Raw genomic sequence first — 15,580 nt, forward strand, 5'->3', positions numbered from 1 at the left:
GTCCCGCTCCTGATTTGCCCCTCTGCTCACGCTGAGGATTTGAGCGCGGAATCGTTGTCGTCCCTGTCGTCGGTTGGCTCGTCGACTTTCGAGGTGATCGGCGACGCGTCGTCGCTGTCTTCCATCCCGGAGCTGTCCTCGCATGCGCTGGGCGGCGCGGCGGGCGACACTGCCGGCGAGCTCGACGCGAAGAAGCGGGTGCCGGGCACCAACGGCAAGCGCATCCGCTACACCTCCGTGAACGAGCGTGGCGAGAAAGTGCCGGTCACCGGCGCGTTGTACGACCGGCCGTTTGCGAAGGGCCTGGTTGTTCTCGCTCCGGGAACGCGCGGCCTGGGCGACCAGTGCGCGCCGTCGGCGGCGTCGTCGATGCTGTCCTCGCTCGGCCCGGGCGGCACGGTGAACATCAACTACGAGGCACCGATGGTGCAAATGCTTCTCGACGACGGCTACCGCGTGGTAGTCACGGACTACATGGGCCTGGGCACCGACGGCCTGCACACCTACCTCAACCGCATCGACCAGGGCCGGGCGGTGATTGACGCCGCCCGGGCAGTATCCAAACGTGGCGAGAAGGTGGCATTCTGGGGCTACTCGCAGGGCGGCGGCGCGGCTGCGGCGGCCGCGGAGCTCGTCGGTGACTACGCCCCGGAGCTCAACGTGGTCGGTACTTTTTCCGGCGCTCCCCCGGCCGACCCGCTGGCCGTGCTGCAGCAGGCGTCCGCGTCGATGCTCACCGCCGTGGCGGGCTTCGCCGCCGCCAGCTACTCGGAGACCTACCCCGAGTTCCGCGACGCCATCCAGGAGTACCTCACCGACGACGGCAAGAAACTGCTGGAGGATCTGAAAACGTCGTGCGTGGTGGATGCGTCGATGCGCGCCCCGAAGATCACCGGCGACATCTTCGTCGACGGCAAGACCTTCGCCGACATCGCGGAGGAAGACGAGCGCATCGGCAAATACCTCGAACACAACAAGCTGGGCAAGGTGAAGCCGAACGCGCCGATCATGGTGCTGACCAACCCGGACGACGACCTCGTGCCGGAGCCGCAGGCCACCCAGTTGGCCGAGGACTACTGCGCGATCGGCGCCGATGTGGAGTACCGGCGCGTGGTGGTGCCGGGCTCGCCGACGCAGCCCTTGTCGTCCGGCCGCCGCGAGCTCACCCCGCGCGCGCCGGGTTCCGGCCACGCGCTGCCGCTGGTGCTGCAGACGGGCAACGTCTCGGACTGGCTTTCCGACCGCTTCAAGGGCAAGCCCTTGAAACAGGTGTGCCCCTCCGACCACCCCGAGTATGAGGTAGTGGAGGGGCTCAACGCCGTGGAGATCACTGCGATCGTTGTCGCAGTCCTCGGCGCCCTGGGCTTGTGGGCTTACACCGGCTCGGGGCCGTTGCCCTCGTTGCCTTCGCTACCGTCCTTGCCGTCACTGCCCTTCTGATCGTCGCGCTCATCCGGGAACTCTGAGGCCTCGGACTCCGGCTCGGTGCGCTCCGGCTCGATGTCGCGGACCTCGTCCTCCGGCTCCACGTCGAAGGCCTCTGCAGGCAGCGGGCGCGGGCGCGGGGTGAAGGTGAACGTCGCGTCCGGCGCGGCCTTGCCGCGTTCCTTGCGTGCAGCCTCGACGTCGCCGTCCCAACCCTCGACGTCCACGGTGATGATCTCGCCGGCGCCGATTTCGCCGAACAGGATCTTCTCCGACAGGATGTCCTCGACCTCGCGCTGAATCGTGCGGCGCAGCGGGCGCGCACCCAGCACCGGGTCGAAGCCGCGGACCGCGAGCAGGTTCTTCGCGTTCTCGGTCAGCTCGATGCCCATGTCCTGCGCGGCCAGGTTCTTGTCCACGCGGCCGATGAGCAGGTCCACCATCTTGACAATCTCGTCCTGGTTGAGCTGCTTGAACACCACGATCTCGTCGATGCGGTTCAGGAACTCGGGGCGGAAGTGCTTCTTCAGCTCGTCGTGGACCTTGCCCTTCATCCGCTCGTACTGCGCCTCGGAATCCGTGGCGGTGTCGCCCGTGAAGCCCAGGCCGACAGGCTTGGAGATGTCGGAGGTGCCCAGGTTGGAGGTGAAGATCAGCACCGTGTTCTTGAAGTCCACGTTGCGGCCCTGGCCGTCAGTGACGTGGCCTTCTTCGAGCACCTGGAGGAGCGTGTTGTAGATCTCCTTGTGCGCCTTCTCGATCTCGTCGAAAAGCACCACGCTAAACGGCTTGCGGCGCACCTTCTCGGTGAGCTGGCCGCCCTCCTCGTAGCCGACGTATCCCGGAGGTGCGCCGAAGAGGCGCGAGGCGGTGAAGCGGTCGTGGAACTCGCCCATGTCCACCTGGATCAGCGAATCGTCGTCGCCGAAGAGGAACTCCGCGAGTGCCTTGGACAGCTCCGTCTTACCCACACCGGACGGGCCGGCGAAGATGAAGGAGCCGGACGGACGGTTCGGGTCCTTCAGGCCGGCACGGGTGCGGCGGATGGAGCGGGAGACCGCCTTGACTGCCTCGTCCTGGCCGATGATGCGCTTGTGCAGCTCATCTTCCATGTTGAGCAGACGGTTCGACTCGCTCTCGGTGAGCTTGAACACCGGGATGCCGGTCCAGTTGGCCAGCACGTCCGCGATCTGGTCCTCGCCGACCTCGGCGATCTCCTCCAGGTCGTCGGAGCGCCACTTCTTCTCCTTGGCGGAGCGCTCCTCTCCCAGCTTGCGCTCGGTGTCGCGCAGGCCGGCGGCTTTTTCGAAGTCCTGGGCGTCGATCGCCGCTTCCTTCTCCTTGCGAACCTCGGAGATGCGGTCGTCAACCTCGCGGAGGTCCTCCGGGGCGGTCATGCGCTTGATCCGCATGCGGGCACCGGCCTCGTCGAGAAGATCGACGGCCTTGTCCGGCAGGAAACGGTCGTTGATGTAGCGGTCCGACAGCGTCGCTGCCGCCTTGAGGGCGTCGTCGGTGTAGGACACGCGGTGGTGCGCCTCGTAGCGGTCGCGCAGGCCCTTGAGGATCTGCACGGTGTCTTCCACGGACGGCTCGTCCACCTGCACAGGCTGGAAGCGACGCTCAAGAGCCGCGTCCTTCTCAATGTGCTTGCGGTACTCGTCCAGCGTGGTCGCGCCGATGGTCTGGAGCTCGCCGCGCGCCAGCTTCGGCTTCAGCAGCGAAGCCGCGTCGATGGCGCCCTCTGCGGCACCCGCGCCGACGAGGGTGTGAATCTCGTCGATGAACAGGATGATGTCGCCGCGCTGGTTAATCTCCTTGAGCACCTTCTTCAGGCGCTCCTCAAAGTCGCCGCGGTAGCGGGAACCCGCCACCAGGGAGCCCAGGTCTAGGGAGTAGACCTGCTTGTCCTTCAGTGTCTCCGGGACCTTGCCGTTGGCGATGTCCAGGGCGAGGCCCTCAACCACGGCGGTCTTGCCCACACCGGGCTCGCCGATGAGCACCGGGTTGTTCTTGGTGCGGCGCGACAGCACCTGCATGACGCGCTCGATCTCCTTGTCGCGGCCGACAACCGGGTCGAGCTTGCCTTCCTTCGCGGCCGCGGTGAGGTTGCGGCCGAACTGGTCCAGCACCAGCGAGTTGGAGCGCTCGCCGCCCTGCGGGCCGCCACCAGCGCGCGGACCCGCACCGGCACCTGCGAAGCCCGGTTGCCCCTGCTGCGGGGACTCCGGGTTCTGACCCTCGCCGCCCTCGTAGCCGGACAGCAGTTGGATAACCTGCTGGCGCACGCGCGGCAGATCCGCGCCGAGCTTGATCAGCACCTGGGCCGCCACGCCGTCGCCCTCACGGATGAGGCCGAGCAGCAGGAACTCGGTGCCGATGTACTTGTGGCCCATCTGCAGGCCCTCGCGCAGGGAGAGCTCCAGCACCTTCTTCGCGCGCGGGGTGAACGGGATGTGGCCGGTCACCGGCTGGGTGCCGTGGCCGATGATGTCGATGACCTCGCGGCGCACGTCGTCGAGGTTGATGCCCATGGACTCGAGCGCCTTCGCTGCGACGCCCTCGCCCTCCTTGATCAGGCCGAGCAGGATGTGCTCGGTGCCCATGTAATTGTGGTTGAGCTCGCGCGCCTCCTCCTGTGCAAGGACGATGACGCGACGGGCCCGGTCGGTAAACCGCTCGAACATGTGGCTGACCCCTTCTTTCCTAAATCAGTTGTCCACCACCATAACGCCGGGGTCCGACATCACTTCCCCGGTTTGTTCGCGCATACCCGCCTGATCGTCGATAATCGCAGGTGAGAGGCGATGTTCACCCTTAGCGAACAGGCCGGAAATACACATCCTCGTGGGCCTTGCAGCCGGGGTTGAAAGGGTGCCCGCACGAGGGGCAGGACGCGCCGTATTCGGCATGCGTCATCATGCGCCCGCACGCGCCGCACATCACGGAGGGCAGTTGCCTATCGACGGGCACGAAACCGTGATCGGCCAACTCATCGTGGCATAGCGAACAGGCCCACAATTTCTCGCAGGCCCCGCACGTGTTGGCAACGACGTCGCGCTCAGAGTGCCAGTGAGCGCAACGCCCTTGCCCATCGACGTCGATTCCGTGGATCAGAGCAGATCCTTCAGCACCGGATCGGCGAGGTTCAGCACAGCCTCGCGTGCGCTCTTCGCAGTGCGGGCATCAACGGCGAAGTTGGCCATCTGGCGGCAGGTGTCGAAGTCATGCAGGCGCAGCGCGGCGCGCACGGCGTTGACCTTGCCCGGGGCCATCGACAGGGACTTCACGCCGAGACCCACCAGCACGAGCGCCATGAGCGGGTCGCCGCCCGCCTCGCCGCATACGCCGACCGGCTTGCCGGTGGCGTCGCCGCCGCGGCAGGTTTCGCGGATCATGGACAGCACCGCGGGCTGCCACGGCGACAGCAGCTCGGCCAGCTCGCCCTGCATGCGGTCCGCGGCCATCGTGTACTGCGACAGGTCGTTGGTGCCAATGGAGGCGAAGTCCACCTCTTCCAGCACCTGCCAGGCGCGGATGGCGGCCGCCGGTGTTTCCACCATCACGCCGACTCTCTTCAGCCCGGTGCCGCGGGCGCGCTCGGCGAACCACTTGGCTTCCTCGACGGTGGCGACCATCGGGGCCATAACCCACAGCTCTGAATCGGGGACGTTGTGAGCTGCGTTTGCAAGCGCCTCCAGCTGGGTATCCAGGAGATCTTCGCGTGCCTGCGAGAGGCGCAGACCGCGGCGCCCCAGCGCGGGGTTTTCTTCTTCGCCGAGGTCCGCGAACGACAGCGGTTTGTCCGCGCCGGCGTCCAAGGTGCGCACCACCACGCGGCGGTTGCCGAAGGCCTCGAGCACCTTCGTGTAGGTCTCGGTCTGCTCTTCCAGGCTGGGCGCTGCGTCGCGGTCGAGGAAGAGGAACTCGGAGCGGAACAGGCCGGAGCCTTCGAGGTCGTAGCCCGCAGCCGTCTGCGCGTCCTCGGCGGTGCCGGTATTCGCCAGCAGCTTGATCTTGTACCCGTCGCGGGTCGCGCCCTCGCCGGAGGAGCCGGCCAGGGCAGCCGCACGGCGGCGGGAGCGCTCCTCCAGCTCGTCGACGTCGGATGCGTTCGGTGCGACGATCACCTCGCCGACGCCGCCGTCGAGGGCGATCAGCGGTGCGTCGACAGTCGCCTCCGCGATGCCCTTGACCTGCACAGCGCACGGAATGCCCAGCTGCGCCGCCAGGATGGCGGTGTGCGACGTCGCGCCGCCTGCCTCGGTGACGATGCCGAGGACCAGGTTCTTGTCCAGCGTCGCCGTTTCCGCCGGCGCGAGGTCGTGCGCGATCAGGATGGACGGCTCGGTCAGGTCCGGGATTCCCGGCTCCGGCAGGCCGCGCAGGCGCGCGGTGGCGCGGTCGCGGATATCGTAGAGGTCGGTGACGCGCTCTGCCATGTAGCCGCCGATCTTGCGCAGCTTGTTGGCGTAGAGCTCCACCGCGTCGTGGATCGCCTTCGTCGGGCCGGTGCCCTTCTTCAGCTCTTTGTCGATGCCGCGGATTAACCCCTTGTCGGTTGCCAGCCCCGCGGTCGCCTCCAACACGGCTTTCGCCGAGTCCGAGTTGGCGTGCTCGGCGCGTGCGGAAAGCGAAGCCGCGACGTCGTTAAGCACTGCGCGAATGCGCTCACTGTCGGCCTCCGGATCGGTGGAGGCGGGCTCGTGCTCGTCGATGCCCACTGCGGGCGTGACCACGGCGATCGGGCCGGACGCGGTGCCGGCCGAAACGCCGATGCCGTGCAGGACGGTGCGGTTAGACATTCGTGTTCACCTCAGTTGTGACCTCGAGAATAGGATCTCCGGCGCCGACCGTGCCGTCCGCAACGTCACCCACGCCGCCGAGCTTCTTCGAGTTCACCACTGTAGTGATAACTGTCGTGTCCACGCCGTGGCCGGCGATGGCGGCGAAATCAACCTCCGCCAGCGGGTCGCCCGCGTTGACCATCTGCTTCTTCTCCGCCAGCGGGGTGAAACCCTCGCCGCCGAGCTTGACCGTGTCCACGCCGATGTGGACAAGCAGCTCCACACCATTATCGGTCTTGATGCCGTAGGCGTGACCCGTCTTGGCCACAGAAATCACCTTGCCGGCCGCCGGGGCGACCACGGTGAGCTTGGCGTTTTCGGGGGTGACGCCGACAGCCTGGCCGAGGGCGCCGGAGGCAAACGCGGCGTCCGAAAGCGCTTCCATCGCGACAACCTCGCCGGCGATGGGCGCGAGCACGGTGGCATCCGCATTGCTTTCCGACGTCAGCTTCGCCGGATCATCCGTGGCCGTGACTTCGTCCTCGACCAGCTCGGCCTCCTCGGCCTCGTCCGCATTGCGCGCGGCAGCGGCGCGGGCGAGCGCCTCCGCCTTCTCCTCCGGGGTGCGGTAGTCGGTGACAAGGATGATGAAGAACGCGGTAAAGAACGCCACCGCGATGGCGACCATGTAGACCCACACCGGGTCGAACACAAACATGGTCGGGATGGAGGTGAACACGAACGCGTTCGTCTTCACGCCACCGAACGGGGTACCCAGGATCGCGATAGTCAGGCCACCAGCGAAGCAGCCCACCAGCATGCGCGGGTAGATCTTCTTGTAGCGCAGGTGGATGCCGTAGAGCGACGGCTCGGAGATTCCGCCGAGCAGGCCTGCGGCGAGCGCGGAGCCGGACGTCTGGCGCATGAGCGGGTCGTGGTCGCGGATGGACAGCGCGAGCACCGCGGCGGTGGCGCCGAAGCAGGCGAAGTTCCAGGCGCCCATCGGGCCCTGGATGAAGTCGTATCCGAGGGTGTCAATGTTCACCAGCATCAGCGCGTTGAGCGGCCAGTGCAGGCCCAGCGGCACCAGGAACGGGTAGAGCATCGGGATCAGCAGGGCGAACACGAACGGCGCGTTGCCGTTCATCCAGGCCAGGCCGGTGCCGATCCAGGCGCCGAGCAGGTAGCCGAACGGGCCGATAAGAAACGCGGTGACCGGGATCATGATCAGCATGGTCAAAAACGGCACGAAGACCATGTGCACCGCGGACGGGATGATCTTCTGCAGGCCCTTGTACACCAGGGCAGCCACGGCAGCCATGATCAGCGGCACGAACACGTTGCCGTCGTAGCCGTTGAGGATCATGGGCAGGCCGAAGACATCGACGACGTCGGTCGGCGCGCCGAACAGGTCGATCACTCGCGCGTCCGGGTGCTCGTCAAGATCCATGAAGTTCGGGGTGAACAGCGCGAGCATGATCGCGGCCGGCACCCACGGGTCGATGTCGAGCTTCTTGCCCGCGTTGTAGGCCACCGCCACCGGCAGGAAGAAGAACACGGAGCTCCACATGGCGTCCACGAACTGCCAACCCGGAGTCTTCACTTCCGCGCGGAAGTTCACCAGATCGAACGCGTCCAGCACCGCCGCGAAGGCAATGATCAGCGAGGCGCCGAGCAGCACACCCAAAATAGGGCGGAAGGAGTCGGAGAGGTACTCAAAGAAGGCGTCCAGCCACGGCATCTTGCCTTTGGCGCGTTCGCGCTGCTGGGCTTTGAGGTCCTCGTTGGACACGTCGCGCCCGGCCATCTCGGGCAGCTTGTTCATCGCATTGTACACGGTGGCCACGTCGCCGCCGACGATGACCTGGTAATGGTTGCCGCCCTGCGGGACGGCACCCATGACCTTGGGGTTTGCCTCGAGGCGGTCCTTGTCGGCCAGGGAAGCGTCGTAAAGCTCGAAGCGCAAACGTGTCGCGCAGTGCGTCATCGACGCGATGTTTTCCGCCCCGCCGATGCCGGCGAGGATGTCGGCGGCCTGGTCTTGCAGGCTCGCCTTGGTGGTTGCCATGCTGATGCTCCTTTCAACCACAACGGTTGGTCGCATCAAACGTTAGTTGGTTATAACCACCACACACAACTGCGGAAGTTAGGCCTCCGGCTTCACCATCGGGAAGAGCACCGTCTCGCGAATGCCCAGGCCGGTCAGGGCCATCAGCAGGCGGTCCACGCCCATGCCGCAGCCGGCTGTCGGCGGCATGCCCTGCTCCATCGCGGCGAGGAAGTCCTCGTCGAGCTGCATCGCCTCGTCGTCGCCGGCGCTGGCCAGGCGGGCCTGGTCCTCGAAGCGCTCGCGCTGGACCACCGGGTCCACCAGCTCGGAGTAGCCGGTGGCCAGCTCGAAGCCTCGGACGTACAGGTCGAACTTCTCGGTCACACCCTTTTTGCTTCGGTGGTCGCGGGTCAAAGGCGAGGTCTCCACCGGGAAGTTGACCACAAAGGTCGGCTCGTAGAGCTGATCAGAGCACAGCTCCTCCCAGATCTCCTCCACCAGCTTGCCGTGCAGCCAGCCGGCGTTCTCCGGCACCTTCAGGCCGATGGTTTCCGCAATGCCCTTCAGCGTGTCCACGTCGGTGTCGACGGTCACTTCCGGCTGCCCCGGGAACTTGCGCTGCAGCGCCTCGTTCAGGCTCGGGTACATCTCCAGGACCTTCCACTCGCCGCCGAAGTCGTACTCCGTACCGTCCGCGAGCGTGACCTTCTGGGAGCCGAAGACTTCCTCGGCGCAGAACTGCACAAGGCCCTTCATGGTGGCCGCGCCGTCCTTGTACGTGCCCCACGCCTGGTAGGTCTCCAGCATGGTGAACTCCGGGGAGTGGGAGGAATCCACGCCCTCGTTGCGGAAGTTCCTATTGATCTCGAAGACGCGCTCAATGCCGCCGACCACAGCCCTCTTGAGGAAGAGCTCCGGCGCGATGCGCAGGTACAGGTCGATGTCCAGCGCATTGGAGCGGGTGATAAACGGACGTGCCGCGGCGCCGCCGTGCAGCGTCTGCAGCATCGGCGTCTCAATCTCCACGAAGTCCAGGCCAGTGAGGTACTTGCGCACCGCCGCGATGACCTTGATGCGGGTCATGGCGTTGGTGCGCGCGTCCTCGCGCATGATCAGGTCGGTGTAGCGGCGGCGCACCCGCTGCTCCTCATTCATGTCCGCGAACGCCACCGGCAGCGGGTTGAGCGCCTTCGACGCCATGTGCCAGGACTTCGCCATCACGGACAGCTCGCCGCGCCTAGATGAGATGACGCGGCCGCGCACGGAGACGATGTCGCCCAGGTCCGTGTCGGCCTTCCACTGCCCGAGCGACTCTTCGCCGACCTCAGCCAGGGAGAGCATGACCTGCAGCTGGGTGCCGTCGCCTTCCTGCAGTGTGGCAAAGCACAGCTTGCCGGTGTTGCGCTGGAACATGATGCGGCCGGCGACGGCAACCTCGTCCTGGGTTTCCTCGCCGGGCTCCAGCGTGCCGTCGTACTTGGCGCGCAGGTCCTTCAGAGACGTCGTGCGATCGACCTCGACGGGGTAGGCGTCCCGCCCTTCGTCGATAAGCCTCTGCCTCTTCTCCCTGCGGATTTGCTGCTGCTCTGAAAAGTCCTGCGTAGTCACGGCGAATAATCGTAGCTTATTCGCACACGGGGAGGTCCAGTCGCTGGTTTTCCGCGTCGAAACCGTTGACGATGAACAGGTACTCCGGCTTGTCCTGCGGCGTCATCACATACGCCGGCGGGTTCGCGTCCGGCAGCTCGTAGGAGTAAATCGTGCACTCGCCGGAGCCCAGCACCACAGCCTCGCTGGGGTCCGGCACAGCGTCGTCGCGGTCAGACTCGGAGGCGTACTGCGCCACGGAGACTCCCAGCTCATCATTTGCGCAACGGATCTTGCCCACCTGGTCGATGTCCAGCGAACCCGGCTCGCACGCGAGATCCTTCCAGCCCTTCTGACCGGCGCGCTCGGACACGACATTCGGGTAGTCCTGCGCGATCTGCGTCTCCGCACCGGCCCAGTCCTCGCCGCGGTGGGTGCTCCAGTACCACAGCGCCGCCAGCGCAATCAGCAGCAACGCGAGGATGGCAATGATCCACGGCCACGGCGCCGTCTTTTTCTGCTTCGTCGGAACCGAGCGCACGTAATTGCCGTCCGCGCCGTAAGCGTAGGGCTCCGGTGGCTTGCGGTAGCCGTCCTGCGGGCGCGGCGCCACGGACTGGTCAGGCTTTTCAATAGCCACCTGCTCCGCCGGGGCGGTCTCCAGCACTCCGGCGCAGGTGCGGGCGCCGGTACGCGGCGCGTCGCCAGTCATCAGCGCGACCACGTTGGCGAACTTCTCCACGTTGCCTTTCGCCGCGGCCTCGTCGCTCTCCGCCGGGTCAGTGCTCGGCCCCACCAGGGTGAGCTTGACCGGGGTGGTGGACCACTGCGGCTGCACCAACAGGCGATCCGGGGTGATGGAGCGGGAGACGAAGCCAGACAGGCCCTTCAGGTCGTAATCGTCGATCGCCTCGGCCACCGGCGCAAGCAGATCGCGCACCTCCTGCGGGGTAAACGCGGCGCCCTTCTCAGCGATCACGTCCGACAGCGGGGTGCCGGTAGGCACCTCGCGCAGGACGAACAGCTTGCCGTCCTCGGTGGTGCCCACGCTGCGCGGCTGGAACGCGCCCGGGTGCGCCGCCAGCGCAAGGCGAGAGTTCAGGGTGTTCACGTCGTCGCCGACTGCGGAATCCACAGGGGCGTTGAAAACCTCCACCTCCACGCCGTGGCCCGTATCGTCGGTGGCGGTGTACAGCGTGGACGTCTCAGTGGTCCCGGTCTGTTCAACCTGCTCCGGGGTGAAGGTGAACCCGAAGCGTTCTGCGAGCATTCCGGCGATGGTGGCGTTGGACATGCGCGAGAGTCTACCGGGTGTCATGCTTCGACGTGTTTGAAGCCGACCCCGAGCGGCAGCCCGACATTGTCGGTTAAGCGCACCCCGTCCAGATCCACCGCGCCCAGCAGCCGCGCGTCTCCCTCCTCGGGCGCCTCCCGCATGGCGAGGTCTCGCAGTTCCAGGTATGCGGGTGCGACGCCGGCGGCGTCGAGGACACCGCGCGCGGTTTCGATGACTTTGGCTTTTCCGTGCTCCGCGGCGTGCGCCCCGGCCGTCAGCGCGGCCGAGAGCGCGAGCGCAGCATCCCGCTTATCGACGGCGACAAGCGCGTTCCTGTTCGACAGCGCCAAACCATCGGGTGTGCGCACCGTGGGCACGCTGTGGAGCTTGCACTCCATGCGCAGCCCGGATACCGCGTACTGGGTAGCCACCAGCACCTCGAAGTCCTTCTCCCCCAGCACCACGTCCGTGGCGTGGGTGGCGTTGATCGCGGCGAGGATCCGCGCGACCTCCTTCTGCGTGTCCTGCGGGTCCTCCAGCGGCTCCACGCCGGAATCCACCCGCACGGTCGTGGCCAGCTCCCCGTGGAAGACCACATCCACCTTCTCCCGGGCGAAGACCTCGGGGACCTCGTCGGCGGAGAACGTCACCACCACGTAGGAACCGAGCAGCGACTTCGCCGCCCGGATGAGCTCCACGTGCCCGCCGTGAATGTCCGTGCCCAGCGGCACAACCACCACCGACTTGCCTATCTTGCGGAATGCCCGGCCGTAAGTGGCCAGCATCCGTTCGTCGGTGACCACCACCGCCTGACCTGGTTCGAAAGCCATTTATCCTCCCTCGTATTTCTGAATCACCCACAACTCGGTGTCGGTGTCCTGGTCCACCTCGCCGCGCCTGCGCGCCAAATCCACAAACAGGCGGCGAACGCCCGGATCCGGCAACGCGTGGACGAGCTTGTCCAACTGCTGCGTGCTGTAGGCGCTTCGGGGCGCCGGCGGGGCCTGAAGAAACTGGTGCGCCACCGCATCGAACCCCGGCACCGCGTCGGCGAGGATCGCCTGCGCGTCGTCGCGGATAACGGATTCCATCGACCGTAGCTCCTGGGCGGCGGCGATCGCGGGGCGTGCGTCGTCGTTAATGCGCAAGCTCACCCCGCCTATCTCCGCGATGAGCAACCCCACCACCGTCTCGCCGAGCTCGTCGGCGGCTGAGGTGACCCACACGTTGCCGAAGATGTTGTGGGCGCACATAGTGATGGCCTGGGCAACCTCTACGTCATCCAGCAACTGCTGGCCCTCGTCCAGCGCGGTGTGCAGAAACATCTGCCGCGGGCGGGCGTGCTCGGCCAGGACCTCGCAGGCGGTGCGGATGTCGGCCGCTGGGGCGTCGAGAAGCACAAGATCCACGTGCGCGACCGCGCCGGGGTCATTGGCGATATCCAGCGGACGCACCGTGTGGCCGGCGCGCTCGAAACGCTCCGCCAGCGGTGAAGCACCAAACACCGCCCCCACCAACAGGCGAGGCGGCATCTACTTCCCCCGACGGGCGAGCAGCTCGGCCACGGAAACCGCGTTCTCGCCCCGCTCATCGGCGCGGCGACGGCCCGGACGGCGCTCCGGCTGCGGCTCTGGGGTTTGCTCTGACTTCGCCTTCTCCGCCTCCCGCTCGCTGATCAGGTCCGACAGCGGGTTGCGCGCCGGGCGGGCCGACGGCTGAGTGCCGATGCGCCCCGCGATCGCGTCCGAGCTCGGCGCGCCGGTCGGACGGGAGGGGCGCACGCGGCTGATCACGACAGTGTCGTCCGTGGACGGGCTGTGTGCCGGCTGCGGCTTCGGCTCAGGTGCGGGTTCCGGGGTTGGCTCCGGCTTGGGCTCCGGCCTCGATTCCAACTCGCTGATGCGGCGGGCGCGGGCCTGCACGGCGGCCGGCTCGTACTCGAAGACGCGGCCGTTGAGCTCCTCCAGCTGGGCGCGCAGCGCCTGGATCTGCTCCTGCAGCTCGCGCAGCGTCTCCACGTCCACGGAGGACGCGGGATTGGACTCGAGCGCTTCCCGGTGACGCTGCTCCTGCTCCTGGATGCGCTGCTCGGCGGCTGCGGCCTCGGCCGTGGCGGCGTCGCGGTCCCGGCGCACCTTGGAATTGATCAGGATCCCGGCGGCACCCGCCCACAGCGCGAAGATCAGTGCGACCTTCAGCGCGTTGGCGGAGTTGGTGAACAGCATGACCACGGTGCCGATGACAGCGACCACAAAAGGCACGATGACCCACAGGCTCGCGCGGTCTGGGGACGCATTCTGGGCACTCATGCCCAACACTCTAGCTAACGCCTTGGCCCTCGTTGGGCGGCGACACCTCGCAGTTTTTCTCCAGCCAGACCCCGGCTGCGCACAGCGCCAATCCGCCCAGGGTGCCGGCGACCAGCGGCGGGACGTCGCCAGGCGCCGCTTCGAGCACGCCAAGTTTGGTCACCACGAAGCTCAGCGTGCCGCCGTACAGGCCGCCGAACACGGCTCCCACCCAGGCACTGGCCTTGCCGAAGACCATGAAGTTCGCCGCCTGCATGGGGTTGAGCTGGCTGCGGTCCAGCCCGACCTTGCCTTCCTTGCGGCGTTTGCGCACCACCAGCGCGAGCCACGCGGCGATCACGGCCATCACCCACAGCGACAGCGGCACCACCATGCTCAAAGACTCCAGCAGGTTGTAGAACCGGCGCACCAGAATCACCGCCGCTGCCGCGAAGAACCCGGCAACCGCGATCAAGCCCTCGTACGGCGTGCGCTTCACAGTTTGCGCACCCCCTGGTCTTCGAGGTTTTCAAGCAGCTGGCTTATCGACGCTCCGTTGAGCTCCGCACCTGGATCAATCTCGAGCCAGGGCTCGAGCACGAACTGGCGCAGGTGCGCGCGGGGGTGCGGCACGGTCAGCTCCGGGTCGTCGGAGGTGTAGCCCTCGATCCAGATGATGTCCACATCCAACGTGCGCGGGCCCCACCGCTCTTCGCGGACGCGGTGGGCGCGCTGCTCCAGCTCCTGGCAGCGGGCTAGTAATTGCCGCGGGGTGTCGGTGACGTCCACCAGCAGGGACTGGTTCAGGAATTCCGGCTGGTTTGTGTTTCCCCACGGCGCGGTGGCGTAGACGGAGCTTGCTGCGAGGGTTTCGCGGGCGAACTCGTCGGCGACCGTCTGCAGGTGGGCGCGCGCGTCGCCCATGTTGGACCCGGAGGACAGCACGGCACGCATCGGCTACATCCGCTTCCGGGAGCGGCGCGCCACCACCGCGACGTCGTCGAACACGGCCGGGATCGGCGCGTGAGGCTTGTGCAGGGTGACCTCCACGGCGTGCAGGGCGTCGTAGCTGCGCATCGCGGTTTCGGCGATTTCCACCACCACCGTCTCAATGAGCTGGCGCGGGGTGCCGGTGGCGATCTTCAACGCGGCTTCGGAAAGCTCGGCGTAGTTGACAGTCTGCGTCAGATCGTCGTCGCGCGCCGCGCCGGCGAAATCCAGCCAGCAGGTGATGTCCAGCGAAAACGCCTGCCCGAACTCGGTTTCGTGCTCGAGCACGCCGTGGTTGGCGTGGAACTGCAGGCCCTTCAGCTCAATCCGGTCAGCCATTTTTCCACCTTTCCGCCACGTCAACGGCGTCGCGCGAGACCGCCACCTCGTGCACCCGCACGCACCAGGCCCCGGCCTGGGCTGCAAGTGCGGTGACTGCTGCGGTGGCGGGGTCGGCGTCGATAGGCGAATGCTCCAGGCCGCGCTGTTGGCGGATTTCCATGAGGAAGCGCTTGCGCGACGCGCCGACGAGGATGGGGAACCCGCTGGCGATGAACTCCGGCAGCGAGTTGAGCAGCGCCCAGTTGTCCGCGGCCGTCTTGGCAAAGCCCAGGCCCGGGTCCAGGGTGATCTGGCTTTCGTCCACGCCGGCAGCCGTCGCCTTGTCGACGAGCTCCGCCAACACCTCGTGCACATCCCCCACCACGTCGCCGCCGTGGTCCGCAGAACCGGATGCGTTGACGAACGCGTCCGCGCGCCAGTGCATCAGGCACACCGGGAGTTTCGTTTCCGCCATCACGCGGTACATGTCGTTGTCGGCGAGGCCGCCGGAGACGTCGTTGATCAGATCCACGCCCTCCTCGGCCGCGGCCAGCGCGGTTGCGGCGCGCATGGTGTCCACGGAGGTGCGGATCCCGTCGGCATGCAACGCACGGATCACAGGCCGGATGCGCTCCGCCTCCACCTCCGCCGGGACGCGGGTGGCGCCGGGGCGGGTGGATTCAGCGCCGACATCGATGATGTCCGCGCCCAAGCGCACCAGCTCGTGGGCGTGCGCGATGGCGTCGTCAGTGGCGAGCCACTTGCCGCCGTCGGAGAACGAATCTTCTGTGACGTTGACAATGCCCATCACGCTGGTGCGCCCCGGCACGGTCAGATCGGCAACGGTAGTCATCTT

Annotated in this window: 14 protein-coding genes; 1 reads left to right on the top strand and 13 read right to left on the bottom strand. The window is 66.9% G+C overall.

Translation table 11 applies throughout. From position 1 onward, the window contains the following. Positions 1 to 39 precede the first annotated feature (39 nt). The gene (locus HMPREF2791_RS04830) at positions 40 to 1,440 is read left to right on the top strand and encodes an alpha/beta fold hydrolase (protein ID WP_070844596.1); all 1,401 of its coding nucleotides are present in this window, start codon (positions 40 to 42) and stop codon (positions 1,438 to 1,440) included. Here HMPREF2791_RS04830 and HMPREF2791_RS04835 read toward each other — a convergent pair. The 13 genes from HMPREF2791_RS04835 to folP all read right to left on the bottom strand — a co-directional run bounded on the left by HMPREF2791_RS04835 (position 1,374) and on the right by folP (position 15,577). After that, positions 1,374 to 4,112 (bottom strand): ATP-dependent Clp protease ATP-binding subunit, encoded by a 2,739-nt coding sequence (locus HMPREF2791_RS04835; protein ID WP_070844597.1) that lies wholly within the window; start codon positions 4,110 to 4,112, stop codon positions 1,374 to 1,376. The genes HMPREF2791_RS04830 and HMPREF2791_RS04835 overlap by 67 nt on opposite strands. A gap of 130 nt (positions 4,113 to 4,242) precedes the next feature. Then, positions 4,243 to 4,542, bottom strand: coding sequence for a CHY zinc finger protein (locus HMPREF2791_RS11565; RefSeq protein ID WP_371335890.1), 300 nt, complete (start codon positions 4,540 to 4,542; stop codon positions 4,243 to 4,245). Further along, positions 4,539 to 6,230, bottom strand: coding sequence for a phosphoenolpyruvate--protein phosphotransferase (ptsP, locus tag HMPREF2791_RS04840; protein ID WP_070844598.1), 1,692 nt, complete (start codon positions 6,228 to 6,230; stop codon positions 4,539 to 4,541). The genes HMPREF2791_RS11565 and ptsP overlap by 4 nt, the downstream gene beginning before the upstream one ends. After that, positions 6,223 to 8,280: a glucose PTS transporter subunit IIA gene (locus tag HMPREF2791_RS04845; protein ID WP_070844599.1), complete on the bottom strand. Its 2,058-nt coding sequence runs from the start codon at positions 8,278 to 8,280 to the stop codon at positions 6,223 to 6,225. Before HMPREF2791_RS04845 ends, ptsP begins: the two co-directional genes overlap by 8 nt. A 78-nt stretch (positions 8,281 to 8,358) precedes the next feature. Further along, on the bottom strand, positions 8,359 to 9,870 hold the full coding sequence (gene lysS, locus HMPREF2791_RS04850; RefSeq protein WP_070844600.1) for a lysine--tRNA ligase: 1,512 nt from the start codon (positions 9,868 to 9,870) through the stop codon (positions 8,359 to 8,361). A 16-nt stretch (positions 9,871 to 9,886) separates the two neighbouring features. After that, the gene (locus HMPREF2791_RS04855) at positions 9,887 to 11,143 is read right to left on the bottom strand and encodes a hypothetical protein (RefSeq protein ID WP_070844601.1); all 1,257 of its coding nucleotides are present in this window, start codon (positions 11,141 to 11,143) and stop codon (positions 9,887 to 9,889) included. A 20-nt stretch (positions 11,144 to 11,163) separates the two neighbouring features. After that, positions 11,164 to 11,955 carry a pantoate--beta-alanine ligase gene (locus HMPREF2791_RS04860; protein ID WP_070844602.1) on the bottom strand — a complete coding sequence of 264 codons (792 nt, stop codon included), beginning with the start codon at positions 11,953 to 11,955 and terminating at the stop codon, positions 11,164 to 11,166. After that, positions 11,956 to 12,630, bottom strand: a complete 675-nt coding sequence (locus HMPREF2791_RS04865) for a 6PGD fold domain-containing protein (protein WP_141741345.1) — start codon at positions 12,628 to 12,630, stop codon at positions 11,956 to 11,958. Between the two features lie 27 nt (positions 12,631 to 12,657). Continuing rightward, positions 12,658 to 13,434 (bottom strand): DUF6779 domain-containing protein, encoded by a 777-nt coding sequence (locus tag HMPREF2791_RS04870; protein ID WP_070844638.1) that lies wholly within the window; start codon positions 13,432 to 13,434, stop codon positions 12,658 to 12,660. Between the two features lie 10 nt (positions 13,435 to 13,444). Then, positions 13,445 to 13,912: a DUF3180 domain-containing protein gene (locus HMPREF2791_RS04875; RefSeq protein WP_070474716.1), complete on the bottom strand. Its 468-nt coding sequence runs from the start codon at positions 13,910 to 13,912 to the stop codon at positions 13,445 to 13,447. Further along, entirely contained in the window at positions 13,909 to 14,367 is a 459-nt protein-coding gene (gene folK / locus HMPREF2791_RS04880; RefSeq protein WP_070474718.1) for a 2-amino-4-hydroxy-6-hydroxymethyldihydropteridine diphosphokinase, read from the bottom strand. The genes HMPREF2791_RS04875 and folK overlap by 4 nt, the downstream gene beginning before the upstream one ends. 3 nt (positions 14,368 to 14,370) lie before the next feature. Continuing rightward, positions 14,371 to 14,742: a dihydroneopterin aldolase gene (folB, locus tag HMPREF2791_RS04885; protein WP_070474720.1), complete on the bottom strand. Its 372-nt coding sequence runs from the start codon at positions 14,740 to 14,742 to the stop codon at positions 14,371 to 14,373. Continuing rightward, on the bottom strand, positions 14,735 to 15,577 hold the full coding sequence (gene folP, locus HMPREF2791_RS04890; RefSeq protein ID WP_070844603.1) for a dihydropteroate synthase: 843 nt from the start codon (positions 15,575 to 15,577) through the stop codon (positions 14,735 to 14,737). The genes folB and folP overlap by 8 nt, the downstream gene beginning before the upstream one ends. Positions 15,578 to 15,580: the final 3 nt, after the last annotated feature.

Source organism: Corynebacterium sp. HMSC034A01 (genome assembly GCF_001838175.1).
Taxonomy (GTDB): domain Bacteria; phylum Actinomycetota; class Actinomycetes; order Mycobacteriales; family Mycobacteriaceae; genus Corynebacterium.

Bases quoted from the DNA above. Each gene is read 5' to 3' on its own strand.
- HMPREF2791_RS04835 (WP_070844597.1), bottom strand. From the start codon at position 4,112: ATGTTCGAGCGGTTTACCGACCGGGCCCGTCGCGTCATCGTCCTTGCA.
- ptsP (WP_070844598.1), bottom strand. From the start codon at position 6,230: ATGTCTAACCGCACCGTCCTGCACGGCATCGGCGTTTCGGCCGGCACC.
- HMPREF2791_RS04845 (WP_070844599.1), bottom strand. From the start codon at position 8,280: ATGGCAACCACCAAGGCGAGCCTGCAAGACCAGGCCGCCGACATCCTC.
- HMPREF2791_RS04855 (WP_070844601.1), bottom strand. From the start codon at position 11,143: ATGTCCAACGCCACCATCGCCGGAATGCTCGCAGAACGCTTCGGGTTC.
- HMPREF2791_RS04860 (WP_070844602.1), bottom strand. From the start codon at position 11,955: ATGGCTTTCGAACCAGGTCAGGCGGTGGTGGTCACCGACGAACGGATG.
- HMPREF2791_RS04870 (WP_070844638.1), bottom strand. From the start codon at position 13,434: ATGAGTGCCCAGAATGCGTCCCCAGACCGCGCGAGCCTGTGGGTCATC.
- folK (WP_070474718.1), bottom strand. From the start codon at position 14,367: ATGCGTGCCGTGCTGTCCTCCGGGTCCAACATGGGCGACGCGCGCGCC.
- folB (WP_070474720.1), bottom strand. From the start codon at position 14,742: ATGGCTGACCGGATTGAGCTGAAGGGCCTGCAGTTCCACGCCAACCAC.
- folP (WP_070844603.1), bottom strand. From the start codon at position 15,577: ATGACTACCGTTGCCGATCTGACCGTGCCGGGGCGCACCAGCGTGATG.